Here is a 24013-nt window from a genome sequence, read left to right as displayed (position 1 = left end):
CAGAAAGGTGTTACTTCGCAGACTTGATCGCAGCGCCCAGTTTCTTGGCAGTGTCGGCCGGGTCGGCTTTCGGGTCGTTGAGGAAGTTGGTCACGACATCAAAGAACGCACCTTGCACCGCCAGGTTGGTGGCCATGTTGTGCGCCATGCTTGGCTGCAGGCCGCCAGTCTTGGCGTCGGCCAGGAAGTCCTTGGCGGCGGTCTGGGCGCAGGAGTCGAAACCGAGCTTGTCCATTTCGTGGAGCATATCGTTGCGCACCGGGATCGAACCCTTGTTGATGCTGAACACTTTCTGGAAGTTTTCACCCAGCACGACTTTGGCAATGTCCTGCTGGCCGGCAGCAGTGCCTTTGTCTTTCTGCTTGAACACCGCCAGGGAGTCGATGTTGTAGGTGAAGGCTTTTTCAGTACCCGGGAAGGCTACGCACTCGTAGTCCTTGCCAGCGACTTTCTTCGCGGCAGTCCACTCGGACTTGGCCCAGTCACCCATGATCTGCATGCCGGCCTTGCCGTTGATGACCTTGCCTGCTTCGAGGTTCCAGTCCTGGCCTTTGCCGTCAACGTCCATATAGGTCGCGACTTTCTTCAGTTCGGTGAGGGACTTGACCATTTCCGGGCCGGTCAGCGCGGCGTTGTCCAGGTCCACCAGGGCTTTCTTGTAGCCATCGGCACCCATCACCGAGAGGACGACGGCTTCAAATACGGTGCTGTCCTGCCACGGCTGGCCACCGTGGGCGAGTGCGATGAAGCCCGCGGCTTTAAGCTTGTCGCCGGCTGCGTAGAATTCTTCGAGGGTTGTCGGGTTCTTGGTGATACCGGCTTTCTTGAAGACTTCCGGGTTGATCCACAGCCAGTTCACGCGGTGGATGTTGACCGGTACGGCGACGTAGTCACCGTCGTACTTCACGGTATCGGAGACTTTCTTGTCGAGCAGGGAGTCCCACTTTTCTTCTTTGGCGACGTCTTTGAGCACGTCGGTGTCGAGCAGGCCGGTGGACGCCCATTCCTGGATGTCGGGACCTTTGATCTGGGCAACGCCAGGCGGGTTGCCGGCGACTGCGCGACTTTTCAGCACGGTCATGGCCGTGGCACCACCGCCACCGGCGACGGCGCCGTCTTTCCAGATGAAACCGTCTTTCTCAACTTGGGCCTTCAGGACATCTACAGCCGCCTTTTCACCGCCAGACGTCCACCAATGCACCACTTCCACCGTACCTTTGGAGTCGGCGGCAAATGCAGTGAGGGGAAACAACGAGGCAATGGAAATAGCGACGGCGAGGCGATTAATCGCGTTCATCTGAGTACCTTTTTTTGTTGTTATGCATGCAAGTCTAGAGCTTGCGCTGCACGGAGTTTAAACATGGATTTTTGCGGCGCAGGTAACAAAGGGACGTACAAATGTCACCATCTGGTGACATAGCACCCTTCCCCAATCGCACTGGCCATGCTGGGTGCCAAAGGTAGCGCAGGCAGCACGACCGCTTGCCAGGCATGGTACAGGTCCGGCTTGCCGCCCCAGATGGTGCTGCTGGGTTGGTTGTGCGGGCTGAGTTCGTGGTGCCAGCTGCCGTGGATGCGGTCGATGAAATGGGTTTCGCAGAATTCCCAGAAACGCCGATACCAGGTTTCGTAGTGCAACTCACCGGTGCGTTTGAGCAAGGCCTGAGCGGCGGCGCTGGCTTCGGCGTGGGTCCAGTGCAGGCGTTCGCGCACCACCGGGCGGTGGCTCCAGTCGAGGGTATAGACAATGCCGGGGGCACCATCGACGGCCCAGGCGTATTCGCAGGCGCTGGCGAACAGGCCCTTGGCGTCGGTCAACAGCCAGTCCGGCGTGGCCAGCCCGGCGTGCAGACGCGCGGCTTCCAGGTGCAACACCAGCCGCGCCCACTCAAAACCGTGGCCGGGGGTGATGCCGTAGGGGCGAAAGCCATCGGCGGGGTTGTCTTGGTTGTAGTCGAGTTGGGGTTGCCATTGGGCGTCGAAATGCTCGATCACCATGAATTGGTTGCCGGCGGCGTGGGTATGGATCACCCGCTCGACGATCCGCAGCGCGCGGTCCAGCCAGCGTGTTTCGCCGGTCACATCGGCCAGGGCGAGGAACGCTTCGGTGGCGTGCATGTTGCTGTTGGCGCCGCGATAGGCTTCGACCCCGCTCCAGTCCTGGGCAAAGGATTCGAGCATCACGCCCTCTTCCTCACTCCAGAAAAACTGGTCGATGATGTGGGTCGCGTCGTTGAGCAGGTTCTGTGCACCGGGCGCGCCGGCCACTGCCGCTGAACTGGCGGCCAGGGCGACAAAGGCGTGCAGATAGGCAGCCTTGCCACGGTTGCCATCGAGGGCGTGGGGTGTGGCGAACCAGCCGCCGTGTGCCGCATCCTTCAGCGGGCCACTGAGGGCCGCAACACCGTGGGCTACCAGGTCGGCGTAACCCGGCAACCCCAGGGCGTGGGCCATGGCGAAGCTGTGGGTCATGCGGGCGGTGTTCATGGTTTCGGCGTGGGCACCGGCTGGCAGTTGGCCGTTGTCGTCCAGGTTGCCGAAACCGTCGGGCAGTCGCGAAGCCTTGGCGAACGCCAGCAGGCGCTGACCTTCGGCAGCCAGCCAGGCGTGATGGGCAGGCGCGTTCAGCCAACTGCTGGCAGGCAGAGGTTGGGTGGTCATGGGTGGCCCTTATTATTGTTTGTGGGATGACCGGAGTCTAAACAAGGAGGCCTGGGGGGCAAGTAACGAAGGGGATGGGAAATGTCACCAGGCGGTGACACTTCACTGACGATCGTTCCCACGCTCTGCGTGGGAATGCCGCCTTGGACGCTCTGCGTCTGCGCACCGGACTGGTGACGCGGAGCGTCAGGGGATGCATTCCCACGCGGAGCGTGGGAACGATCATCACGATCATCAGCCAACCCCCACAAGTCACTGGCTCAGCGGTATGACCTTCGCCGGTTCACTGAGCCGTTGGTGCAGGTTCTGTACCTGGCTCTGCAAGGTGGTGATGTTGCGGGTGGTCTGGATGCGGAACACATCGAACTCTTTGTTGGTCGGCGCATCGCTGTTGGCCGGCTGGTTGTCCTGGGCACTCTTGAGCACCAGCAGGTCCTGCTCCAGACGGGCAATGGCCGCACTTGGGTTGCCTTGTTTTTTCAGCGCGGCCACATCGGCCACCAGCTCCTTGAACTCGGCATCGCGCTTGGCCGCATCACCTTGCGCCGCTTTCAGGGTGGCCACGGCGTCGGTCAAGGCCTGGACCTCGCCTTGCAGCTTGCTGTTGGCACTCGACAGCTCGGTGGTGCTGGCGCTCATTTGTGCCAGGCGCTTGTCCAACTCGGAGGCCTGGCCGGCCACACCAACCTGTTGCTTGCCCTGTTCCAGCAACTGGGTTTCCAACTGGCGGATCTGCAACTTCAGCGCTTCGCTGCCGTTGTTCACACTGGCTTCACTGGCGACGACCTTGCCGGAAATATCCTGCAGGCGCCCCGCCGCTTCTTCGCTGATACGCGCAAAGGCTTCCTGGGTCGCGACCAGTTGCTGGCCCATCAGGGAAATCTGCTGGAAGCTCCACCAGGCCAGGCCGGCAAAGGCGATCAGCAACGCGCCGATCAACGCCCACAATGGCCCGGTGCTGGCGCTCTTGACCTTGACCACGGGGGTGTTGCGCGAGCGCACGGACGTGGCGGGAGTCGGTTCGAAATCGTCGTCATCCCCCAGGTCGGCCCGCAGGCTGGGAACGTTGTCGAAATCGTCTTTAGCATCGTTACGCATGAATCAACCCTGAATCGGTGAGGTGGCGAGCGCCGGGAGTATAAACCGCTGTCCTGTTGCTCTGATCGACCCGGAACCACGAATTCGGTTCCCGATGTGTTGCCTGTTGTGACCTTACTTCAGCCCCGGATCCTGGGCCTTCCACCAACCGCAGAACTCGTCGAGGGCGGTCCACAGGCTAACCTTGGGCTCGTAGTCCAGATAATGCCTGGCACGGCTGATATCGAGGGTGAAATCTTTGTTCATCACCTGCATGCCCAACCGCGACAGCGCGGGTTCCGGGCGCCCCGGCCACATCGCGCAGAACGCTTCGTTGAGCGCCGCCACGCTGTAGGACAAGCCGTAGGACCGGTAACGTTTCACCTGCGGCAATTCCATCTGGCGCATCACGTAGTTCACCACATCCCACACCGGCACCGGGGTGCCGTTGCTGATGTTGTAGGCCTTGCCCAACGCCGAGCCGGTGGCGAGCAAACTGCTGAGCAACGCTTCGTTGAGGTTGTGCACACTGGTGAAATCGACTTTGTTCAAACCGTCGCCAACGATGGCCAAGCGGTTCTTGCGCTGCATTTTCAGCAGGCGCGGGAAGATGCTCATGTCGCCGGCGCCGGTGACAAAGCGCGGGCGCAGGGCCAGCACTTCAAGGCCGAACTCCTGGGCACCAAAGACTTTTTGCTCGGCCAGGTATTTGGTCGCGGCATAAGGGTGCTTGAAGCGCTTGGGCACTTGCTCTTCGGTCAGGCCCAAATGGTCGCGGCCATCAAAATAGATCGACGGCGACGACAGGTGGACCAAGCGCCCGACACGCTGTTTAAGGCAGGCCTCGACGACATTTTCGGTCACTAGCACATTGCCTTGGTGGAAGTCCTGATACTTGCCCCACAGCCCGACGGCGCCGGCGCAATGCACCACGGCTTCAACGTCGCGGCACAGGTCACGCACCAGGTCGGCATCATTCAAATCACCCTGGATAAACTCGGCGCCGCGCCGGACCAGGTGTTCCACACCTTCGGCACGCCGCCCGTTGACCCGTACGTCCAGGCCTTGCTCCAGGGCGAAACGCGCAAAGCGCCCGCCAATGAAGCCGCTTGCGCCGGTGACCAGAATTTTCATGTATTACTCCGTGCTCTTTCGTTTTTCATCGCTGTTGCCTTGACGCGCGCCATCACTCCAACGGCACCAACCATTGGCCGCACGCCTGGGCCAGATGGTCGGTCAACAAGCCCAACAGTTGCCCGCCACTGCGCCAATGATGCCAGTACAGCGGCACATCGATGGGCTTATCTGGCAACAACTCCACCAATACGCCCTTTGCCAGCTGGTCGCGCACCTGCAATTCCGGCACCAGGCCCCAACCGAGCCCGGCCTCAGTGAGGCGGATAAAACCTTCGGACGACGGGCATAAATGGTGTTCGAAACCGCCGTCCACGCCGAGAGACGCCAGGTAGCGGTGTTGCAGGAAATCATCCGGGCCAAACACCAATGCCGGCGTGCGCGCCAGTTGATCGGCGCGTACGCCCTCGGGAAAGTGCCGGGCGATAAAGGCCGGGCTGGCCAGCGCACGATAGCGCATGGCGCCGAGCAACAGGCTACGGGCCCCGGCCACCGGGCGTTCGCTGGCGCAGATACACGCCGCCACTTCACCGGCGCGCATGCGCTTGAGGCCGACGGTCTGGTCTTCCACCACCAAGTCCAGCAACAGGTGTTGCTCGGCACAAAACACGCTGACCGCCTCGGCCCACCAGGTGGCGAGGCTGTCCGCATTCAAGGCGATGCGCAGGCGTTCAGGCATGCCCTCTGCGTCCAGCGCTGGCACCTGGCTTTGCAGGTCGCGCTCCAGCAGGCGCACCTGCTGCACATGGTTGAGCAGGCGCCGGCCGATGTCGGTGGGCGTCGGCGGTGTGGCGCGTACCAGCACCGGCTGACCGATGCGCGCCTCCAGCAATTTAATGCGCTGGGAGATCGCCGATTGCGAGACCCCGAGCACTTGGGCGCCGCGCTCGAAGCCGGCCTGTTCCACCACCGCCGCCAGGGCGGAAAGCAATTTATAGTCGAACATCAGTTTCTCTAATGAGCGATCAGCAATATTGGTTTTTCTTATACAGCTTGGCCCGTGAGAATGACCAGCATTGCTTCTCTCTATTCAAGGAATCTCACATGGCTGGCGAAACCGCCCTGGCAACCCTGCTGCGCAGCATGAGCCCGCAGCTGAATGACGGCGATTACGTGTTCTGCACCCTGCCCGACCCGCGCATCCCGGCGGGTTGCGAGGTGATCGGCAGCTTTCGCGAGAGGGAAGGCCTGACGCTTATCGTCGAACGCCAGCAGGCGGAACAGGCGGGCCTGGTCTTCGACTACGTCGCCGCGTGGATCACCCTGAACGTGCATTCGGCCCTGGAAGCCGTGGGCCTCACCGCCGCGTTCGCCAGCGCGTTGGGCCAGGCCGGCATCAGTTGCAATGTGATTGCCGGTTATTACCACGATCACCTGTTCGTTGGCCGCGCCGATGCAGAACGCGCGATGCAGGTATTACGGCAACTGGCGGCGGACGCGGAGTAAATCCCATGTGGCAAAGCTACGTAAATGGCCTGTTGGTGGCCCTCGGTTTGATCATGGCCATTGGCACCCAGAACGCATTTGTCCTGGCGCAAAGCCTGCGCCGTGAGCACCACTTGCCTGTCGCGGCGTTGTGCGTGGTGTGCGATGCGTTACTGGTGGCTGCAGGGGTTTTCGGCCTGGCCACGGTGCTGGCGCAAAACCCGCTGCTGCTGGCGATTGCCCGCTGGGGCGGCGCGGCGTTCCTGTTGTGGTACGGCACGTTGGCGCTGCGCCGGGCGTTCTCGGCGCAGAGCCTGGAGCAAGGCGGCAACCTCAAGACCCGTTCGCTACGCGCCGTGATGCTCAGCGCGTTGGCGGTGACGCTGCTCAATCCCCACGTCTATCTGGACACGGTGCTGCTGATCGGCTCACTCGGCGCACAGCAAACCGAACCCGGCGCCTACGTGGCCGGGGCGGCCAGTGCCTCGTTCCTGTGGTTCGCCACTTTGGCGCTCGGCGCGGCATGGCTGGCGCCGTGGCTGGCGCGGCCGGCCACCTGGCGCCTGCTGGACCTGTTGGTGGCGGTGATGATGTTCAGCGTGGCCTATCAATTGATCGCCGCGTAGGGAATATTCCAAAACGCTCTGGAACCTCTATCCCACACAGTTGTTGCGTGGTTTTGCCGCACCCCCGGTGCTATGATCCTGCCCCTGCGCCGCAAAGAGTACAAACTCCCCGGCGCTTGTTTGGCCGCCCGTGATCGGCCTTGCGCTCACCGCAACTGACCTGATTAGGAGAATCATCATGGCTTTCGAATTGCCGCCGCTGCCCTACGCACACGATGCCCTGCAGCCGCACATTTCCAAGGAAACCTTGGAATTCCACCACGACAAGCACCACAACACCTACGTCGTGAACCTGAACAACCTGGTGCCAGGCACCGAGTTCGAAGGCAAGACCCTGGAAGAGATCGTCAAGTCTTCTTCGGGCGGCATCTTCAACAACGCCGCTCAGGTCTGGAACCACACCTTCTACTGGAACTGCCTGGCGCCAAACGCCGGCGGTCAACCAACCGGCGCGCTGGCTGAAGCCATCAACGCTGCGTTCGGTTCGTTCGACAAGTTCAAGGAAGAGTTCACCAAGACGTCCGTCGGCACCTTCGGTTCCGGTTGGGGCTGGCTGGTGAAAAAGGCTGACGGTTCCCTGGCCCTGGCCAGCACCATCGGTGCCGGCAACCCGCTGACCAATGGCGATACCCCGCTGCTGACCTGCGACGTCTGGGAACACGCTTACTACATCGACTACCGCAACGTGCGTCCAAAGTATGTGGAAGCGTTCTGGAACCTGGTCAACTGGAAGTTCGTGGCTGAGCAGTTCGAAGGCAAGACCTTCACTGCCTAAGCAACGCTTGCAGTAAAAAGAGCCCGGCGATTGCCGGGTTTTTTTTGCGCGTAATTTCACACAACGAACGAAGAATCGTGGAACTCATTCTGGAAACATCTCCACTCAGTCGCGGGAGGAATAGACCTCTTAATCAAATGTGGAGAATCACTATGGATCCTATTTCGATGGCGGTAGGTGCAGTACCCATGGTTTCAGGCCTTCTTGATAAAGGCATGGATCTGGCAAAGGGTGCCATGGACATGGCAGGACAACTGTTGAACAACATGTCTGACGCAGGACAAAAAGCCGGAGATACCGGGGCGCAATCACAAGTTCAGATTACTTACGACTGACTCCGCACGCCTCACCCAGGAAGGCCGGCCCGCCCGGTCTTCTCACCCACCAGGCCTTGGTGCCTTGACCCCCTCCGACACGCACCGCCCCTTCTTGATGCCTCCCCAGCCCCTCGCGCCAAAAACTCAATTGCGCCGGTACCCCAATGTCCCTTTGACTGCCATCACGAGATTGCCAATACTCATGGCATATTGAGGCTACCCGCATGGAACAAGGAATAACCCTTTGAAGCTGGAACTCAAAAACAGCTTGTCGGTGAAGTTGCTACGGGTCGTGCTGCTGTCGGCATTGGTCGTGGGTGTGGCGCTCAGCGTGGCGCAGATCGTGTTTGACGCCTATAAGACGCGCCAGGCCGTGGCCAGCGACGCCCAGCGCATCCTCGACATGTTCCGCGACCCCTCGACCCAGGCCGTCTACAGCCTTGACCGCGAGATGGGCATGCAGGTCATCGAGGGCTTGTTTCAGGACGACGCCGTGCGCATGGCGTCCATCGGCCACCCCAACGAAACCATGCTCGCGGAAAAAAGCCGCGCCTTGCAGCAATCCCCCAGCCGCTGGCTGACCGACCTGATTCTGGGCCAGGAACGCACGTTCACCACGGCATTGGTGGGTAAAGGCCCCTACAGCGAGTATTACGGCGACCTGAGCATCACCCTCGACACCGCTACATACGGCAAGGGTTTCATTGTCAGCTCGGTGATCATCTTTATCTCCGGGGTGCTGCGCGCCTTGGCCATGGGCCTGGTGTTGTACCTGGTCTACCACTGGCTGCTGACCAAGCCGTTATCGCGGATTATCGAACACCTGACGTCGATCAACCCGGACCGCCCCAGCGAACACAAGATCCCCCAACTCAAGGGCCATGAGCGCAATGAACTGGGACTGTGGATCAACACCGCCAACCAGTTGCTCGAATCCATTGAACGCAACACCCACCTGCGTCACGAGGCCGAAAGCAGCCTGCGGCGCATGGCGCAGTACGACTTCCTGACCGGCTTGCCGAATCGCCAGAAGTTGCAGGAGCAACTGGACAAGATCCTCATCGATGCGGGCCGCCGGCAACGCCGCGTGGCGGTACTGTGTGTGGGCCTGGACGACTTCAAAAGCGTCAACGAGCAGTTCACCTACCAGGCTGGCGACCAACTGCTGCTGGCCCTGGCCGACCGTTTGCGCGCCCACAGTGGCCGCCTCGGCGCCCTGGCCCGCCTGGGGGGCGACCAGTTCGCCCTGGTGCAGGCCGACATCGACCAGCCGTACGAAGCCGCCGAACTGGCGCAAAGCATCCTCGATGACCTGGAAGCCGAGTTCGCCCTCGACCACGAGCAGATCCGCCTGCGCGCCACCATCGGCATCACCTTGTTCCCGGAAGACGGCGACAGCACCGAGAAACTGCTGCAAAAAGCCGAGCAGACCATGACCCTGGCCAAGAGCCGCTCGCGCAATCGCTACCAGTTCTATATCGCCAGCGTGGACAGCGAAATGCGCCGTCGCCGCGAACTGGAAAAAGACCTGCGCGACGCCTTGAGCCGCAACCAGTTTCACCTGGTGTACCAGCCGCAGATCAGCTACCGCGAGCATCGCGTGGTGGGCGTCGAAGCACTGATCCGCTGGCAGCACCCGGAGCACGGCCTGGTGCCGCCCGACCTGTTCATCCCGCTGGCCGAACAGAACGGCACCATCATTGCGATTGGCGAATGGGTGCTGGACCAGGCCTGCCGGCAGTTGCGCGAATGGCACGACCAGGGTTTCACCGAGTTGCGCATGGCGGTCAACCTGTCCACCGTGCAGTTGCACCACACCGAGTTGCCGCGGGTGGTCAACAATCTGATGCAGATCTACCGCCTGCCACCCCGCAGCCTGGAGCTGGAAGTCACCGAAACCGGCCTGATGGAAGACATCAGCACCGCCGCCCAACACCTGCTGAGCCTGCGCCGCTCCGGGGCGTTGATCGCCATCGACGACTTCGGCACCGGCTATTCATCCCTCAGCTACCTGAAAAGCCTGCCGCTGGACAAGATCAAGATCGACAAGAGCTTTGTCCAGGACCTGTTGGATGACGACGACGATGCCACCATCGTGCGGGCCATCATTCAGCTGGGCAAAAGCCTGGGCATGCAGGTGATCGCCGAAGGCGTGGAAACCGCCGAACAGGAGGCGTACATCATCTCCGAGGGCTGCCACGAGGGGCAGGGTTATCACTACAGCAAACCGCTGCCGGCCCGGGAGTTGGCGGCTTTTTTGAAACAGTCCGAGCGCAATAACGCCGCGATTCTTTGAACCGGGAAAACGATACTGAATATTTCCCGCGTTTAAGCCTTTACACAAAATGCAAATCTTTCGCATTATGTCGCAGTTTTGCGCTCCCCCCGCGCGCCCTATCAACAACCGAAGCAGGATGTTCGCCATGATTCGTATGCCCCTGGCCACCGCCAGTCTGCTGGCCATTGCCATTTCTCTCGCCGGTTGCGGCGAAGGTAAAGACAAGGCCGCCGCGCCACAGGCGCCGACCCCGGCTGCCAGCACTACCGCTCCAGCGGCTGCCACCCCTGCCGGCCAGGTTGACGAAGCCGCCGCCAAGGCTGTGGTCGCGCATTACGCTGACATGGTGTTCGCGGTCTACAGCGACGCCGAATCCACCGCAAAAACCCTGCAAACCGCGATCGACGCGTTCCTCGCCAAGCCAAGCGACGAAACCCTGAAAGCCGCCCGCGCCGCCTGGGTTGCCGCCCGCGTGCCGTACCTGCAGAGCGAAGTGTTCCGCTTCGGCAACACCATCATCGACGACTGGGAAGGCCAGGTGAACGCATGGCCACTGGACGAAGGCCTGATCGATTACGTCGACAAGTCCTACGAACACGCCCTGGGCAACCCGGGCGCCACCGCCAACATTATCGCCAACACCGAGATCCAGGTCGGCGAAGACAAAGTCGATGTGAAGGAAATCACCCCGGAAAAACTCGCCAGCCTCAATGAGCTGGGCGGTTCCGAAGCCAACGTTGCCACCGGCTACCACGCCATCGAGTTCCTGCTCTGGGGCCAAGACCTCAACGGCACCGGCCCTGGCGCCGGTAACCGTCCAGCGTCGGACTACCTGACCGGCGACGGCGCCACTGGCGGCCACAACGAGCGTCGCCGCGCCTACCTGAGCGCCGTGACCCAACTGCTGGTCAGCGACCTGGAAGAAATGGTCGGCAACTGGAAGCCAAACGTCGCCGACAACTACCGCGCCACCCTGGAGGCAGAACCTGCCACCGACGGCCTGCGCAAAATGCTGTTCGGCATGGGCAGCCTGTCCCTCGGCGAGCTGGCCGGTGAGCGCATGAAGGTGTCCCTGGAAGCCAATTCGCCGGAAGACGAGCAAGACTGCTTCAGCGACAACACCCACAACTCGCACTTCTACGACGCCAAGGGCATCCGCAACGTCTACCAGGGCGAGTACACCCGCACCGACGGTACCCAGATGACCGGCGCCAGCCTGTCGTCCCTGGTGGCCAAGGCCGACCCGGCTGCCGACAGCGCATTGAAGGCTGACCTGGCGGCGACCGAAGCGAAGATCCAGGTCATGGTTGATCACGCTGGCAAAGGTGAGCACTACGACCAATTGATCGCCGCCGGTAACGATGCGGGCAACCAGATCGTACGCGACGCCATCGCCGCCCTGGTCAAGCAGACCGGTTCGATCGAAGCCGCTGCGGGCAAGCTGGGTATCAGCGACCTGAACCCGGATAGCGCTGATCACGAGTTCTGATCAGTGCCAAGTTGAAAAAGGCGACCTTCGGGTCGCCTTTTTTATGCACGCCTTTCCACACTCGTTCAAACACCACAAAACCCATGTGGGAGCGGGCTTGCTCGCGAATTCGGTGGGTCAGCCAAATATCCAGTGACTGATACACCGCATTCGCGAGCAAGCCCGCTCCCACATTTGCTCCGTATCGCCTGAAGGGGCCGGTTTACAAGACCTGCACCGCAGGTAGAATGACGCCACTCCCACATACCCGAGTTCACTCATGGCGTTGCCGACCCTACGCATCATCGGTTTCATCATCGGCATCTTCCTGATCACCCTCGCGATCGCCATGGTCGTGCCCATGGCCACCTTGGTGATCTTCGAACGCACCCAAGACCTGCCGTCGTTCCTGTGGGCCAGCATGATCACCTTTCTCGCCGGCCTGGCCCTGGTCATTCCCGGGCGCCCTGAACACGTACACCTGCGGCCACGGGACATGTACCTGCTGACCGTCACCAGCTGGGTGGTGGTGTGCATCTTTGCCGCGCTGCCGTTCCTGCTGACCCAGCACATCAGCTACACCGACTCGTTTTTTGAAAGCATGTCCGGCATCACCGCCACCGGCTCCACCGTATTGAGCGGGCTGGACAGCATGTCCCCGGGCATCCTGATGTGGCGCTCGCTGCTGCACTGGCTGGGGGGCATCGGCTTTATCGGCATGGCGGTGGCGATTCTGCCGCTGCTGCGCATCGGTGGCATGCGCCTGTTCCAGACCGAATCCTCCGACCGCTCGGAAAAGGTCATGCCGCGCTCGCACATGGTGGCGCGGCTGATCGTGGCGGCGTACGTGGGCATCACCATTCTTGGCAGCCTGGCGTTCTGGTGGGCCGGGATGGGGTTGTTCGATGCGATCAACCACGCGATGTCGGCGATTTCCACCGGCGGTTTTTCCACCTCCGATGAGTCCCTGGCCCACTGGAAACAACCGGCGGTGCATTGGGTCGCCGTGGTGGTGATGATCCTCGGCAGCTTGCCGTTTACCCTGTACGTGGCCACGTTGCGCGGCAACCGCAAGGCATTGATCAAGGACCAGCAGGTGCAGGGTTTGCTCGGCTTGCTGCTGGTGACCTGGCTGGTGCTCGGCACCTGGTACTGGTGGACCACCAACCTGCATTGGCTGGACGCCCTGCGCCACGTGGCGCTGAACGTGACCTCGGTGGTCACCACCACCGGCTTCGCACTGGGGGACTACAGCCTGTGGGGTAACTTCTCACTGATGCTGTTTTTCTACCTGGGCTTTATCGGCGGTTGCTCGGGCTCCACGGCCGGCGGGATCAAGATCTTCCGCTTCCAGGTCGCCTACATCCTGCTCAAGGCCAACTTGAACCAACTGATTCACCCCCGCGCAGTGATCAAGCAGAAGTACAACGGCCACCGTCTCGACGAAGAAATCGTGCGCTCGATCCTGACCTTCTCGTTTTTCTTCGCTATCACCATCTGCGCCATCGCCCTGGCCCTGTCGCTGCTCGGCCTGGACTGGATGACCGCGCTGACCGGCGCCGCCAGCACCGTGTCCGGCGTCGGCCCGGGACTGGGGGAAACCATCGGCCCGGCCGGCAACTTCGCCAGCCTGCCGGACGCCGCCAAGTGGATCCTGTCCCTCGGCATGCTGCTGGGCCGACTGGAGATCATTACAGTGTTTGTGCTGTGTATTCCGGCGTTTTGGCGCCACTGATCGCCGTCGCTTCCAGCAACCGCGCCCGGTACTCGCCGGGCGTGGCATCGAACCAGCGACGAAACGCGCGGAAGAAGTTACTCGGATCGGCAAACCCCAACAGGTAGGCAATTTCCAGCAAGGTCATGCTCGGCTGCGCCAGGTATTGCTCGGCCAGTTCGCGACGGGTGTCGTCAAGCAAGGTCTGGAAGCTGGTGCCCTCCTCCTGCAAACGCCGCTGCAAGGTGCGCTGGGACAGGTGCAGGGTCTGGGCCACCACTTCACGCTTGGGCTCACCCTGGGGCAACAGGCGGCACAGCACCTGGCGCGCCTTGTGGGTCACGCGGCTTTCCGAGAAACGTGCCAGGTATTCTCCGGCAAACCGATCATGCAACAGCGCCATGGCTTCGTTGGCGGTGGGCAGCGGCGCATCCATATCGGCGCGCTCGAAGATCAGCGCGTCGTACGGCGCGTTGAACTCCAGGGGGGCATGGAACGCTTGTTTATAGGGCGCCAGATCCTCGGGCTGATCACCTTGCAACAGCACTTTACGGGGTTGCAGGGTGCGCCCGGTGAGCCAGCCGCACAGGGCCAAGGCACTGGCCAGCGAAGCTTCGGCACTCTGCCGGGTCGGTGGGAGATGATCGCCATGCACCGTCAGAATCAGCGCATAGCCTTCGGGTAACAGGCGGAAACTCAGGTCGGCGCTTTCCGCAATGATCCGCTGGTAACGCACCAGGCGCATAAAGCCTTCGGCCAGCGTGTTGCTGGACATCAGCGCATACCCCGCCACATGAAACGACGCAGGGCGCACCACTTTACCCATATTCAAGCCAATCGCCGGGTTGCCCGACAGCTCCACCGCTCGCTGCCACAGGCGGGTCATGGAGTCTTGCGGGAACCGCGCATCGGGATCATCCAGGGCGCTGTAGTCCAGGCCCAGTTGCTTGAACAGGGCGCGGCAATCCAGGCCGTCCATCTCCAGTGCCTTGACTATCCCCATCGCCCAGCTTGCAGAAGTTGTTCGTTCGCTCATGGCGTCTTCTTAATGTAAGCAGGCTTAAAACGGCAGCCAGGAATGCCAAGGATACTAAAGTGGCATCTATTGTCACTGGCTGTTACCACTGATCACTCTAGACTCAAATAAGCTCCCCGCCGAACATCTGTTGGGCGGCACAACAATCAAAGGGCCGGCCACCGTGGAAAACGTCAAGCAATTCAATAGCTTCGCTGAGTTCTACCCCTACTACTTAAAAGAGCACGGCAACAGCACCTGCCGACGCCTGCACTTTATCGGCACCACGCTGGTGATTGGCCTCCTCGCCTACGCCATTGGTCGCGGTTCGTTGGGCTTGCTGCTGGCCATACCCGTTGCCGGCTACAGCTTTGCCTGGATCGGCCACTTCTTCTTCGAAAAGAACCGTCCCGCGACGTTTAAACACCCGTTCTACAGCTTATTGGGGGATTTCGTGATGTATCGCGACATGATCCTCGGCAAGGTGCCGTTCTAGACCTGTGACCTCATGTCACTTGCGTTAAAGAATGAAAGTTCAGCCATCCGCCTACATAAAATTCTTTTTGTCATTTGCAGTGCTGTATCCTGCCAAGGCTTTTTGAGAGCGCGGAATCACCTGCGATTGAAAAAAACAGACCTTGCGAGGAGCGACGACGATGCACGAGATACCTAATCTCCCCTTCCCAAGCCTGCACGAAACTGAGCAGCCAACACCGCAGCAGGCCGGCGACAAGCAGCCTGAGGCCAAAGAAGCCAAACCAGTCGACAGCGAAAGCCAGGACTGACGCCGTACCAGACCGTGTGGAAAGCGCAGCTTTGAGCGCTTTCCACACTGCCTGAACAGACCCGGACACCCCTTGATGACCGACACCCCAGACACCGCCGTGCTCGACGCTGCCTTGCAGATGGTCGACGTATGGAACCGCCTCAGCGCGGAGAAACAAGCCGTGCTGCTCAAGCGCTTCGGTACCCAGGAAAACGCCTTGGCCGCCCTGGTTACCACTCAACTGCTCGCCCCCGCCCAACCCTGACGTCTTTTTGATCTGACGATTTTGCGATTTACCACCCTGCGCGAGCCCAACCACCGGTATCATTAGCAGCCTATCTTTACCTGCTGCGACTGTGGACCTCTCCCATGCCAGATACCCAGCGCCCCATGGCGGTCACGCTGCAAGTTGTTTCCATCGTGTTGTTCACCTTTATCGGCTACCTGAATATCGGCATTCCCCTCGCCGTATTGCCGGGCTATGTCCACAGTACGCTTGGCTACGGCGCCGTGATCGCCGGGTTGGTGATCAGCGTGCAATACCTGGCCACCCTGCTGAGCCGCCCGTACGCTGGCAAAATCATCGACAACCTGGGTAGCAAGCGCGCGGTGCTGATCGGTTTGGCGGGCTGCGGCTTGAGCGGCGTGTTCATGCTGTTGGCAGCGTGGTTTGCCAGCCTACCGGCCGTCAGCCTGGGCAGCCTGTTGATTGGTCGCCTGGTCTTGGGCAGCGCGGAGAGCCTGGTCGGCTCGGGCGCCATCGGCTGGGGCATCGGTCGCGTCGGCGCGGCCAATACGGCCAAGGTCATTTCCTGGAACGGTATCGCCAGCTACGGCGCCCTGGCCGTCGGCGCGCCGCTGGGGGTGCTGCTGGTCAGCCATCTCGGGCTGTGGAGCATGGGCGTCAGCATCATCTTGCTGGCGATCATCGGCTTGCTGCTGGCCTGGAAGAAGGAACCCGCGCCCATCGTCGCCGGCGTGCGCCTGCCCTTCATGAATGTGCTGGGCCGCGTGCTGCCCCACGGTTGTGCGTTGGCGCTGGGTTCCATCGGTTTCGGCACCATCGCCACCTTTATCACCCTGTATTACACCACCCAGCACTGGGACAACGCCGTGTGGGCCCTGAGCCTGTTCGGCGCGAGTTTTATCGGCGCACGCCTGCTGTTTGGCAACCTGATCAACCGCATCGGCGGCTTTCGCGTGGCGATTGCCTGCCTGTCCGTGGAAATCCTCGGCCTGCTGCTGTTGTGGCTGGCGCCGGACGCCAACCTGGCCCTGGCCGGTGCAGCGTTGAGCGGGTTTGGCTTTTCCCTGGTGTTTCCGGCGCTGGGCGTCGAAGCGGTCAACCTGGTGCCAGCGTCCAGCCGTGGCTCGGCGGTGGGGGCTTACTCGCTGTTTATCGACTTGTCGCTGGGGATTACCGGCCCGTTGGCCGGGGCGGTTGCGGCAGGCTTCGGCTTTGCGTCGATCTTCCTGTTCGCCGCCCTCGCCGCCCTCGGTGGGTTGCTGCTGAGCGTCTACCTGTACCGGCAAGCGCCCAAGGCCCGCGAAGCGCGCGGCGACTAGAAGTCGACCTTGCCGCGCCCGGCCTTGATGGTGCCGCGCTTGGTCTTGGACTCCAGGCGACGTTTTTTCGAGCCCAGGGTGGGCTTGGTCGGACGGCGCTTCTTCTCGACCTTGATGGCACTGAGGATCAGCTCCACCAGGCGCTCCAGCGCATCCGCGCGATTCTGCTCCTGGGTCCGATATTGCTGGGCCTTGAGCACCAGCACGCCTTCGCTGGTGATACGGCTGTCGCGCAGCGCCAGCAGCCGCTCCTTGTAGAATTCCGGCAACGACGACGCCGGAATATCAAAACGCAGGTGCACCGCGCTCGACACCTTGTTGACGTTCTGCCCACCGGCGCCCTGGGCGCGAATCGCGGTCAGCTCGATCTCGGCATCCGGCAGCTGCACATTGTTGGAAATCACCAGCATCAATCAAAAACCCTAGGCAACGGACAAGCCCAACTCGGACAACAACATCGACGCCTGGGCTTTGGAAATCACGGCGCCTTTGAACAGTTTGGCATCATTGAGGCGAAACCCGCTCAAATCCGCGCCCCGCAGGTCGGCCCCGGCAAAGTTGGCACCGTTGATACGGGCGTGGGCGAGGCTGCAGTCGATCAATTCAGCCTTGCGAAAGTCGGCATCCGACAAATCGCTATCGGAGAAATCCAGGTTATTCAGCACAGTGCGCGCAAACGACAACCCGGACAGGAAGGCACTGTTGAGCCGGGTCTCGCTGAAACTCAGGCCCAGGGATGCACAGTGGGTAAAGTTGGCACCGGTCAACTTGCAGTGCTCGAAACTCGCCTGGGGCAGTTTGTTGCGCTGCCAGCGGGTGTTGTTCAGGTCGCAGCTGTGGAACTGCGCTTCCAGCAGGTTGGCCGCTTCGAATATCGCGAGACTGGCGCGGCAGCTTTTCCACTGGGTGCCTTCCAGGCGGGCGCCGAGGAAAGAGGTCTGGACCAGGATGCAGCGTTCGAAGATCCAGTGATCAAGCACCATGCGCGACAGGTCGGCACCGCTCAGGTCCACACCGATCAGGCGCAAGGGGCCGCTGTGCTGGTCGATCAGGTCTTCCAGGTCAGAGCGTTGCAGGGTGCCGCCGTCGATGTCGGTGTGGTGCATGGAGCCTCCGAGCCTGTATCAAATTAAAACGAGGCGCGAGTCTAACCCGTCAACGCCAACAAAAAACCCCGCAAAGCGCCGGGTTTTCTGTTTACGGGAAGGTTCTTACTCCAGAACCGTTCCGGTTGTGCTCAAGGCTGCCTGCGCCTTGCGCTTGTTCTTGACCCAGTAACACACCGCCATAAACGCTACCCACACCGGGATCGCGTACACCGACACCTGGATCCCCGGGATCATCAGCATGACCACCAGGATAAACGCCACGAACGCCAGGCAGACATAGTTGCCGTACGGGTACCACAGCGCCTTGAACAGCGGCACCTGGCCGGTGCGGTTCATGTGCTGGCGGAACTTGAAGTGGGAGAAGCTGATCATCGCCCAGTTGATCACCAACGTGGCCACCACCAGGGACATCAGCAGTTCCAGCGCGTGTTGCGGGATCAGGTAGTTCATCAGCACCGCCACCAGGGTGACCGCCGCCGAAGCGAGGATCGAGCGCACCGGCACGCCGCGTTTGTCGATCTTCGCCAGCGCCTTGGGCGCATCGCCCTGTTCAGCCATGCCCAGCAACATGCGGCTGTTGCAGTAGGTGCCGCTGTTGTACACCGACAGCGCCGCCGTCAGCACCACGAAGTTGAGGATGTGCGCCGCCGTGTTGCTGCCCAGCATCGAGAACACCTGTACGAACGGGCTGCCGCTGTAGGCATCGCCGGACGCATTGAGGGTGGTCAGCAGCGCATCCCACGGGGTCAGCGACAGCAGCACCACCAGCGCGCCGATGTAGAAGATCAGGATGCGGTAGATCACCTGGTTGATCGCTTTCGGGATCACCGTGCGTGGCTGGTCAGCCTCGGCAGCGGTGAAACCGAGCATTTCCAGGCCGCCGAAGGAGAACATGATGATCGCCATGGCCATTACCAGGCCGCCCACGCCGTGGGGGAAGAAGCCACCGTGTTCCCACAGGTTGCTCACCGAGGCTTGCGGGCCGCCACTGCCGCTGACCAGCAAATAGCTGCCCAGGGCGATCATGCCGACGATGGCCACCACCTTGATGATCGCAAACCAGAACTCGGCTTCACCGAAGACTTTGACGTTGGCCAGGTTGATCAGGTTGATCAGCACGAAGAACGCCGCCGCCGAGACCCAGGTCGGGATCTCCGGCCACCAGTAGTGCACATATTTGCCGACAGCCGTCAGCTCCGACATGCCCACGAGAATGTACAGGATCCAGCAGTTCCAACCCGACAGGAAGCCGGCGAAACCGCCCCAGTACTTGTGGGCAAAGTGGCTGAAGGAACCGGCCACCGGCTCTTCGACGATCATCTCGCCGAGTTGGCGCATGATCATGAAGGCGATAAAGCCGCAGATGGCATAGCCCAGGATCATCGACGGTCCGGCGGATTTGAGCACCCCGGCCGAGCCGAGGAACAGGCCGGTACCGATGGCGCCACCGAGGGCGATCAACTGGATATGACGATTTTTCAGGCCGCGTTTCAGCTCGCCTGAAGAGGAATGGGGTCCACTCATGAAAAGGATCTCACGCAAGGTTTGATGATGTTGAATGCACGTCGCTCGCTCGAATCTCGACTCAAGCAGCGCCGCTCAAACCCCAGCGCAGGCACCAGGAATACAGCGTGTTTATATCGGTCATGCGTCACCTGTTTGTTTTTATCTGTGACGAAATCGAACCCGTCCGGCTCGTGGCCAGGCGGAGTGATCAGGGTAGGCAAACCCTGGGTCTTGGCCTTTTGCGTGGGTACGCAAGGGGGGTCACAGTAAAACGCGGCGGATTGTACACGCAGACAAGCTTTAGGCCGAGCCTTGTCGTCAAGGATCAGAACTGTCAGGTAATCCTTACAACTTTCCCTACCCCAATAAACACGCCACCAAGTCGTAAACTATTCGTTACGGAGCGGAATGCAGACGTTACAGACACTGGAGATCACCTGTGGGAGCGGGCTTGTGTGGGAGCGGGCTTGCTCGCGAATGCAGTGTGTCAGCTAACACATCTATAACTGGTCCACCGCATTCGCGAGCAAGCCCGCTCCCACATAAGCTTGCATCCACATAAGCCCGCATCCACAGGTGTCATCGCATTTCAGATTCAAAGCCAAAAAAAACGCCAACCCGAGGGTTGGCGTTGTTTCTTGCAGCTTGCCGCTAAAAACTAGCCGCTGCCTTTAAGGCTTCTTGCGACCAAAACCAGGACGCTGACCCGAACCGGCCGGAGCGCCGCGGCGCTTGCCCGATGGCTCGTCCGCGACCAGTTTCGGGCCAGGGCGCTTGTTCGCCGCGGGCTTGGCTGGACGCTTGGTGCTGGCGTTGTCGGCTGGACGCTCGGCTTCACCACGGTTGCTGCGACCACCGGCCGGGGCCGGACGCGGCGTGCGTGGAGCACGTTCGCCTTCCTGGCGCGATGGCGCGGTTGGGCGACGCTCGCCTTCGATGTGCGGCTGACGGGAAATACGCCCGCCAGTGGCCGGTGCATCCAGCGCCGGGCGCACGGTACGTGCAACGCGCTCGGTGCGGGCGACAGGACGCGACGATTTACGCTGCATACGCTCAAGCTTGTCTTTGCTCTTGGCGTTCATCTGCGGCATGGCCACTGGCGTCAGGCCGACTTCGGCACTGAGGATGTCCACTTCGTACTGGCTCATTTCGCGCCAGCGGCCCATCGGCAGGTCGGAGTTCAAGAACACCGGGCCGAAACGCACGCGCTTCAGGCGGCTGACCACCAGGCCCTGGGATTCCCACAGGCGACGTACTTCACGGTTACGGCCTTCCATCACCACGCAGTGGTACCAGTGGTTGAAACCTTCGCCGCCTGGCGCCTGCTTGATGTCGGTGAACTTGGCCGGGCCGTCTTCCAGCACCACGCCGGCTTTCAAGCGCTCGATCATCTCGTCATCGACTTCGCCACGTACACGCACGGCGTATTCGCGGTCCATCTCGTAGGACGGGTGCATCAGGCGGTTGGCCAGTTCACCGTCGGTGGTGAACATCAGCAAGCCGGTAGTGTTGATGTCGAGACGACCGATGTTGATCCAACGGCCTTCTTTGGGCTTAGGCATCTTGTCGAACACGGTCGGACGGCCTTCCGGGTCGTCACGGGTGCAGATCTCGCCGTCTGGTTTGTTGTACATGATCACGCGGCGCACCGATTCGGCGGCCTCTTCACGCTTGATGACCTTGCCATCAATGGTGATTGCATCGTGCAGGTCGACTCGCTGGCCGAGGGTGGCCTCGACGCCGTTGACCTTGATGCGCTTCTGGGTGATCCAGGCTTCGACGTCGCGGCGCGAGCCCACGCCGATACGCGCCAGCACCTTTTGCAGTTTTTCACCTGCTGGGCCGATTTCCTGGCTGTCGTTCTGGTCTTTGTCGTTCATCTTAAGCACCTCCCGGTGGGTCGATTCAGGCGTGGCCTGAAGAGTGTTGAAAGCGGGGTCTTGGCCGAAGAGGTCGGCGAAGGGTCGCGAATCATACGCGTATGGCGGGCGTTGCGCATCACAGACTAGTCGATAAAGGTAAAGTCACCTGCCTTGCGCCGACCAGTGGCCCACAGCAGGTCAACATGTGGGAGCGGGCTTGCTCGCGAATGCGGCGTGTCAGTCACCACTTAAGTCAACTGATAGACCGCTTTCGCGAGCAAGCCCGCTCCCACAAGGGTTTCAGCGGTGTTTGTGAGATTGAGTCAGTCTTCAAACTCGCGGCGTTCAGCCTCGATGGCTTCGGCCAGCGCACGGGCTTCCGCTTCTTCGTCGCTCAAGGCCGGCTGTTCAAGAGCGGCGACAGCGGCCAGGAGTTTTTCGCGGGCTTCGGCAACGCCGAGGATGTCTTCCTCAGGCTCAGGCTCGGGTTCAGGCTCAGCACTTTCCGGGGCCTCAGGCTCGACAGCACCATCACGCAGCAAGTCATCAAAGTCAGTCTTGATGCCCTGCTCCATGTCGTCCAGTTCCAACAGCAACGTATGAAAGCTGGTTTCGTCCTTCGGCTCTTCCGGCTCGGCGCTGGCGTCGGCCAGCTCTTGCAGGCTGGCGGGCACCGGCGCGTCGTCGAAGTCGAGGACCGGCTCGGCTTCCATCTCGCGCAACTCGGCGAGCGGCGGCAAATCATCGAGGTTTTTCAGGTTGAAGTGGTCAAGAAACACCTTGGTGGTGGCAAACATCGCCGGTTTACCCGGCACGTCACGGTAGCCAACGATGCGAATCCACTCACGCTCCAGCAGCGTCTTGACGATATGGCTGTTGACCGCCACACCCCGCACGTCCTCGATCTCGCCCCGGGTGATCGGCTGGCGATAGGCGATCAGCGCCATGGTCTCCAGCATCGCCCGCGAATAACGCTGCGGGCGCTCTTCCCACAGGCGACCGACCCAAGGGGAAAATTTCTCACGGATCTGCAGGCGATAACCCGATGCCACTTCCCGCAGCTCAAAGGCCCGGCCATCGCAGGATTTGCGCAGGATCTCCAGCGCCTTCTTGAACACCGGCGGCTCGGGGCGTTCGGCCTCTTCAAAGAGTTCGAACAGGCGTTCCAGGGATTGCGGCTTGCCCGAGGCCAGTAGAAAGGCCTCCAGCAACGGGGCCAGTTCGCGGGGTTCAGTCAGATTCATCGATTCAGCTCTTTATTCGGCTCGCGCCCGCACGTGGATAGCCGCAAAAGGCTCATTCTGGACCAGCTCGACCAAGGATTCCTTGACCAGTTCAAGCACCGCCATAAAGGTCACCACCACCCCCAGGCGCCCTTCTTCTTTAGTGAACAGCTCGACAAACGGCACAAACCCACCGCCCTTGAGGCGTTCCAACACATCGCTCATACGCTCGCGGGTCGACAGCGCCTCGCGGCTGACCTGGTGGCTTTCAAACATATCGCCACGGCGCAGCACTTCGGCCATGGACATCAACAATTCTTCCAGGCTCACATCCGGCAACAATTTGCGCGCGCGCGCCTCGGGGGCATCCAGCTTGGGCACCACCACGTCGCGGCCGACGCGGCTCAAACCGTCGATACCTTCGGCAGCGGCCTTGAAGCGCTCGTACTCTTGCAGGCGGCGGATCAGTTCGGCACGCGGGTCGTCTTCCTCGGCTTCCACCGTCTCCGAACGCGGCAACAGCATGCGCGACTTGATCTCGGCAAGCATCGCGGCCATCACCAGGTACTCGGCGGCCAGTTCCAGGCGCACCGACTGCATTAATTCGACATAGCCCATGTACTGGCGGGTGATTTCCGCCACCGGGATGTCGAGGATGTTGATGTTCTGCTTGCGTATCAGGTACAGCAGCAAGTCCAGCGGGCCTTCGAAGGCTTCGAGGAAGACTTCCAGCGCGTCCGGAGGGATGTACAGATCCAGCGGCATCTCCATGACCGCCTGGCCATAGACCATGGCAAACGGCAGTTCCTGCTGGGCGCCGGCCTGGGGATCAACGGTTTCCACGGCGGACATTCAGGCCTCGACCATGAACGGCGCCGGGTCACCGCAACCCACGCGGATCACTTCAGGCTCGCCGTCGGCCAGGTTGATCACGGTGGAGGCTTTGTTGCCGCCGAAACCACCGTCGATGATCAGGTCGACCTGTTTTTCCAGGAGCTGGCGCATTTCGTAGGGATCTTCCAGCGGCTCAGTGTCACCGGGCATGATCAGCGACACGCTCATCAACGGTTCGCCCAGCTCCGCCAGCAACGCCAGGGCGATGGGATGCTCGGGCACCCGCAGGCCGATGGTGCGTTTCTTCGGGTGCAGCAACAGGCGCGGCACTTCGCGGGTGGCGTTGAGGATAAAGGTGTAGGGCCCCGGCGTGTGCGCCTTGAGCAGGCGGAACGTGCCCGTATCGACCTTGGCGAACAGGCCCAACTGGGACAGGTCGCTGCAGATCAGCGCGAAGTTGTGCTTGTCGTCCAATTGACGCAGGCGTCGTACACGCTCGACCGCGCCCTTGTCGCCGATCTGGCAACCGATGGCGTAGGACGAGTCCGTTGGATAGATCACCACGCCACCGGCGCGAATGATCTCCACAGCCTGTTTGATCAGGCGCGCCTGGGGGTTCTCCGGGTGAATCTGGAAGAATTGACTCACGTGTTCTAC

The 24013-nt window shown here is 61.3% G+C and carries 24 protein-coding genes; 11 read left to right on the top strand and 13 right to left on the bottom strand.

From position 1 onward, the window contains the following. Window positions 1–10 precede the first annotated feature (10 nt). The 5 genes from ACZRMO_RS16375 to ACZRMO_RS16355 form a co-directional block, all read right to left on the bottom strand. Window positions 11–1297, bottom strand: coding sequence for an ABC transporter substrate-binding protein (locus tag ACZRMO_RS16375; protein ID WP_463973482.1), 1287 nt, complete (start codon window positions 1295–1297; stop codon window positions 11–13). A 104-nt stretch (window positions 1298–1401) separates the two neighbouring features. After that, window positions 1402–2661 carry a D-mannose isomerase gene (locus tag ACZRMO_RS16370; RefSeq protein WP_463973481.1) on the bottom strand — a complete coding sequence of 420 codons (1260 nt, stop codon included), beginning with the start codon at window positions 2659–2661 and terminating at the stop codon, window positions 1402–1404. Window positions 2662–2913: 252 nt separating this feature from the next. Next, entirely contained in the window at window positions 2914–3759 is an 846-nt protein-coding gene (locus ACZRMO_RS16365; RefSeq protein WP_463973480.1) for an ATPase, read from the bottom strand. Window positions 3760–3873: 114 nt separating this feature from the next. Then, window positions 3874–4872, bottom strand: coding sequence for an NAD-dependent epimerase/dehydratase family protein (locus ACZRMO_RS16360; protein WP_124524887.1), 999 nt, complete (start codon window positions 4870–4872; stop codon window positions 3874–3876). A gap of 52 nt (window positions 4873–4924) precedes the next feature. Further along, window positions 4925–5818, bottom strand: a complete 894-nt coding sequence (locus ACZRMO_RS16355) for a LysR family transcriptional regulator ArgP (protein WP_463973479.1) — start codon at window positions 5816–5818, stop codon at window positions 4925–4927. A gap of 98 nt (window positions 5819–5916) precedes the next feature. On the opposite strand from ACZRMO_RS16355, the gene ACZRMO_RS16350 reads away from it, so the two are divergent. From ACZRMO_RS16350 to ACZRMO_RS16320, 7 genes are all read left to right on the top strand, one after another. Continuing rightward, window positions 5917–6318 carry an ACT domain-containing protein gene (locus ACZRMO_RS16350; protein WP_463973478.1) on the top strand — a complete coding sequence of 134 codons (402 nt, stop codon included), beginning with the start codon at window positions 5917–5919 and terminating at the stop codon, window positions 6316–6318. 5 nt (window positions 6319–6323) lie between these two features. Continuing rightward, window positions 6324–6923: a LysE/ArgO family amino acid transporter gene (locus tag ACZRMO_RS16345; RefSeq protein ID WP_463973477.1), complete on the top strand. Its 600-nt coding sequence runs from the start codon at window positions 6324–6326 to the stop codon at window positions 6921–6923. A 178-nt stretch (window positions 6924–7101) separates the two neighbouring features. Continuing rightward, window positions 7102–7698 carry a superoxide dismutase gene (locus ACZRMO_RS16340; RefSeq protein ID WP_016975406.1) on the top strand — a complete coding sequence of 199 codons (597 nt, stop codon included), beginning with the start codon at window positions 7102–7104 and terminating at the stop codon, window positions 7696–7698. Window positions 7699–7850: 152 nt separating this feature from the next. After that, complete coding sequence (locus tag ACZRMO_RS16335) at window positions 7851–8033, top strand: hypothetical protein (protein ID WP_463973476.1); 183 nt, start codon at window positions 7851–7853, stop codon at window positions 8031–8033. Window positions 8034–8259: 226 nt separating this feature from the next. Further along, window positions 8260–10311: a putative bifunctional diguanylate cyclase/phosphodiesterase gene (locus tag ACZRMO_RS16330; RefSeq protein WP_124524892.1), complete on the top strand. Its 2052-nt coding sequence runs from the start codon at window positions 8260–8262 to the stop codon at window positions 10309–10311. A 127-nt stretch (window positions 10312–10438) separates the two neighbouring features. Then, a complete protein-coding gene (locus tag ACZRMO_RS16325) occupies window positions 10439–11782 on the top strand; it encodes an imelysin family protein (RefSeq protein WP_463973475.1) in 1344 nt (447 codons plus the stop codon). Between the two features lie 259 nt (window positions 11783–12041). Then, on the top strand, window positions 12042–13496 hold the full coding sequence (locus tag ACZRMO_RS16320; protein ID WP_017737972.1) for a TrkH family potassium uptake protein: 1455 nt from the start codon (window positions 12042–12044) through the stop codon (window positions 13494–13496). Here ACZRMO_RS16320 and ACZRMO_RS16315 read toward each other — a convergent pair. Further along, entirely contained in the window at window positions 13453–14511 is a 1059-nt protein-coding gene (locus ACZRMO_RS16315) for an AraC family transcriptional regulator (RefSeq protein ID WP_463973474.1), read from the bottom strand. The two genes, ACZRMO_RS16320 and ACZRMO_RS16315, sit on opposite strands and share 44 nt — an antisense overlap. Window positions 14512–14674: 163 nt before the next feature. Between ACZRMO_RS16315 and ACZRMO_RS16310 the strand changes: the two genes are divergently transcribed. The 4 genes from ACZRMO_RS16310 to ACZRMO_RS16295 all read left to right on the top strand — a co-directional run bounded on the left by ACZRMO_RS16310 (window position 14675) and on the right by ACZRMO_RS16295 (window position 16822). Further along, window positions 14675–14986 carry an Mpo1-like protein gene (locus ACZRMO_RS16310; protein WP_463973473.1) on the top strand — a complete coding sequence of 104 codons (312 nt, stop codon included), beginning with the start codon at window positions 14675–14677 and terminating at the stop codon, window positions 14984–14986. Between the two features lie 160 nt (window positions 14987–15146). After that, complete coding sequence (locus tag ACZRMO_RS16305; protein WP_256659200.1) at window positions 15147–15275, top strand: hypothetical protein; 129 nt, start codon at window positions 15147–15149, stop codon at window positions 15273–15275. A gap of 75 nt (window positions 15276–15350) precedes the next feature. Continuing rightward, window positions 15351–15521: a hypothetical protein gene (locus ACZRMO_RS16300; protein ID WP_463973472.1), complete on the top strand. Its 171-nt coding sequence runs from the start codon at window positions 15351–15353 to the stop codon at window positions 15519–15521. 104 nt (window positions 15522–15625) lie between these two features. Beyond that, window positions 15626–16822 carry an MFS transporter gene (locus ACZRMO_RS16295; RefSeq protein WP_207040695.1) on the top strand — a complete coding sequence of 399 codons (1197 nt, stop codon included), beginning with the start codon at window positions 15626–15628 and terminating at the stop codon, window positions 16820–16822. Here the strand turns inward: ACZRMO_RS16295 and arfB are convergent. The 7 genes from arfB to ACZRMO_RS16260 form a co-directional block, all read right to left on the bottom strand. Beyond that, window positions 16819–17232 carry an alternative ribosome rescue aminoacyl-tRNA hydrolase ArfB gene (gene arfB / locus ACZRMO_RS16290; RefSeq protein ID WP_463973471.1) on the bottom strand — a complete coding sequence of 138 codons (414 nt, stop codon included), beginning with the start codon at window positions 17230–17232 and terminating at the stop codon, window positions 16819–16821. The genes ACZRMO_RS16295 and arfB overlap by 4 nt on opposite strands. A 12-nt stretch (window positions 17233–17244) precedes the next feature. Next, window positions 17245–17928: a pentapeptide repeat-containing protein gene (locus tag ACZRMO_RS16285; protein ID WP_463973470.1), complete on the bottom strand. Its 684-nt coding sequence runs from the start codon at window positions 17926–17928 to the stop codon at window positions 17245–17247. A 105-nt stretch (window positions 17929–18033) separates the two neighbouring features. Then, complete coding sequence (locus ACZRMO_RS16280) at window positions 18034–19455, bottom strand: amino acid permease (protein ID WP_463973469.1); 1422 nt, start codon at window positions 19453–19455, stop codon at window positions 18034–18036. 653 nt (window positions 19456–20108) lie between these two features. Further along, on the bottom strand, window positions 20109–21317 hold the full coding sequence (rluB, locus tag ACZRMO_RS16275) for a 23S rRNA pseudouridine(2605) synthase RluB (protein WP_305431118.1): 1209 nt from the start codon (window positions 21315–21317) through the stop codon (window positions 20109–20111). Window positions 21318–21622: 305 nt separating this feature from the next. After that, window positions 21623–22543: an SMC-Scp complex subunit ScpB gene (gene scpB, locus ACZRMO_RS16270; RefSeq protein WP_463973468.1), complete on the bottom strand. Its 921-nt coding sequence runs from the start codon at window positions 22541–22543 to the stop codon at window positions 21623–21625. A gap of 12 nt (window positions 22544–22555) precedes the next feature. Beyond that, a complete protein-coding gene (locus ACZRMO_RS16265) occupies window positions 22556–23254 on the bottom strand; it encodes a segregation and condensation protein A (protein WP_177325347.1) in 699 nt (232 codons plus the stop codon). 120 nt (window positions 23255–23374) lie between these two features. After that, on the bottom strand, window positions 23375–24004 hold the full coding sequence (locus tag ACZRMO_RS16260) for an L-threonylcarbamoyladenylate synthase (protein ID WP_463973542.1): 630 nt from the start codon (window positions 24002–24004) through the stop codon (window positions 23375–23377). Window positions 24005–24013: the final 9 nt, after the last annotated feature.

It is taken from the genome of Pseudomonas sp. B611 (assembly GCF_055407965.1).
Note: the sequence above shows the minus strand (reverse complement) of the source record. Positions and strands in the feature narration are given on the sequence as shown.

Excerpts from the sequence above, each read along its gene's own strand:
- ACZRMO_RS16300 (WP_463973472.1), top strand. The coding sequence starts at position 15,351 with ATGACCGACACCCCAGACACCGCCGTGCTCGACGCTGCCTTGCAGATG.
- ACZRMO_RS16295 (WP_207040695.1), top strand. The coding sequence starts at position 15,626 with ATGCCAGATACCCAGCGCCCCATGGCGGTCACGCTGCAAGTTGTTTCC.
- ACZRMO_RS16365 (WP_463973480.1), bottom strand. The coding sequence starts at position 3,759 with ATGCGTAACGATGCTAAAGACGATTTCGACAACGTTCCCAGCCTGCGG.
- scpB (WP_463973468.1), bottom strand. The coding sequence starts at position 22,543 with ATGAATCTGACTGAACCCCGCGAACTGGCCCCGTTGCTGGAGGCCTTT.
- ACZRMO_RS16370 (WP_463973481.1), bottom strand. The coding sequence starts at position 2,661 with ATGACCACCCAACCTCTGCCTGCCAGCAGTTGGCTGAACGCGCCTGCC.
- ACZRMO_RS16280 (WP_463973469.1), bottom strand. The coding sequence starts at position 19,455 with ATGAGTGGACCCCATTCCTCTTCAGGCGAGCTGAAACGCGGCCTGAAA.
- ACZRMO_RS16355 (WP_463973479.1), bottom strand. The coding sequence starts at position 5,818 with ATGTTCGACTATAAATTGCTTTCCGCCCTGGCGGCGGTGGTGGAACAG.
- ACZRMO_RS16340 (WP_016975406.1), top strand. The coding sequence starts at position 7,102 with ATGGCTTTCGAATTGCCGCCGCTGCCCTACGCACACGATGCCCTGCAG.
- ACZRMO_RS16315 (WP_463973474.1), bottom strand. The coding sequence starts at position 14,511 with ATGAGCGAACGAACAACTTCTGCAAGCTGGGCGATGGGGATAGTCAAG.
- rluB (WP_305431118.1), bottom strand. The coding sequence starts at position 21,317 with ATGAACGACAAAGACCAGAACGACAGCCAGGAAATCGGCCCAGCAGGT.
- ACZRMO_RS16375 (WP_463973482.1), bottom strand. The coding sequence starts at position 1,297 with ATGAACGCGATTAATCGCCTCGCCGTCGCTATTTCCATTGCCTCGTTG.
- ACZRMO_RS16335 (WP_463973476.1), top strand. The coding sequence starts at position 7,851 with ATGGATCCTATTTCGATGGCGGTAGGTGCAGTACCCATGGTTTCAGGC.
- ACZRMO_RS16350 (WP_463973478.1), top strand. The coding sequence starts at position 5,917 with ATGGCTGGCGAAACCGCCCTGGCAACCCTGCTGCGCAGCATGAGCCCG.
- ACZRMO_RS16345 (WP_463973477.1), top strand. The coding sequence starts at position 6,324 with ATGTGGCAAAGCTACGTAAATGGCCTGTTGGTGGCCCTCGGTTTGATC.
- ACZRMO_RS16285 (WP_463973470.1), bottom strand. The coding sequence starts at position 17,928 with ATGCACCACACCGACATCGACGGCGGCACCCTGCAACGCTCTGACCTG.
- ACZRMO_RS16320 (WP_017737972.1), top strand. The coding sequence starts at position 12,042 with ATGGCGTTGCCGACCCTACGCATCATCGGTTTCATCATCGGCATCTTC.
- ACZRMO_RS16325 (WP_463973475.1), top strand. The coding sequence starts at position 10,439 with ATGATTCGTATGCCCCTGGCCACCGCCAGTCTGCTGGCCATTGCCATT.
- arfB (WP_463973471.1), bottom strand. The coding sequence starts at position 17,232 with ATGCTGGTGATTTCCAACAATGTGCAGCTGCCGGATGCCGAGATCGAG.
- ACZRMO_RS16305 (WP_256659200.1), top strand. The coding sequence starts at position 15,147 with ATGCACGAGATACCTAATCTCCCCTTCCCAAGCCTGCACGAAACTGAG.
- ACZRMO_RS16360 (WP_124524887.1), bottom strand. The coding sequence starts at position 4,872 with ATGAAAATTCTGGTCACCGGCGCAAGCGGCTTCATTGGCGGGCGCTTT.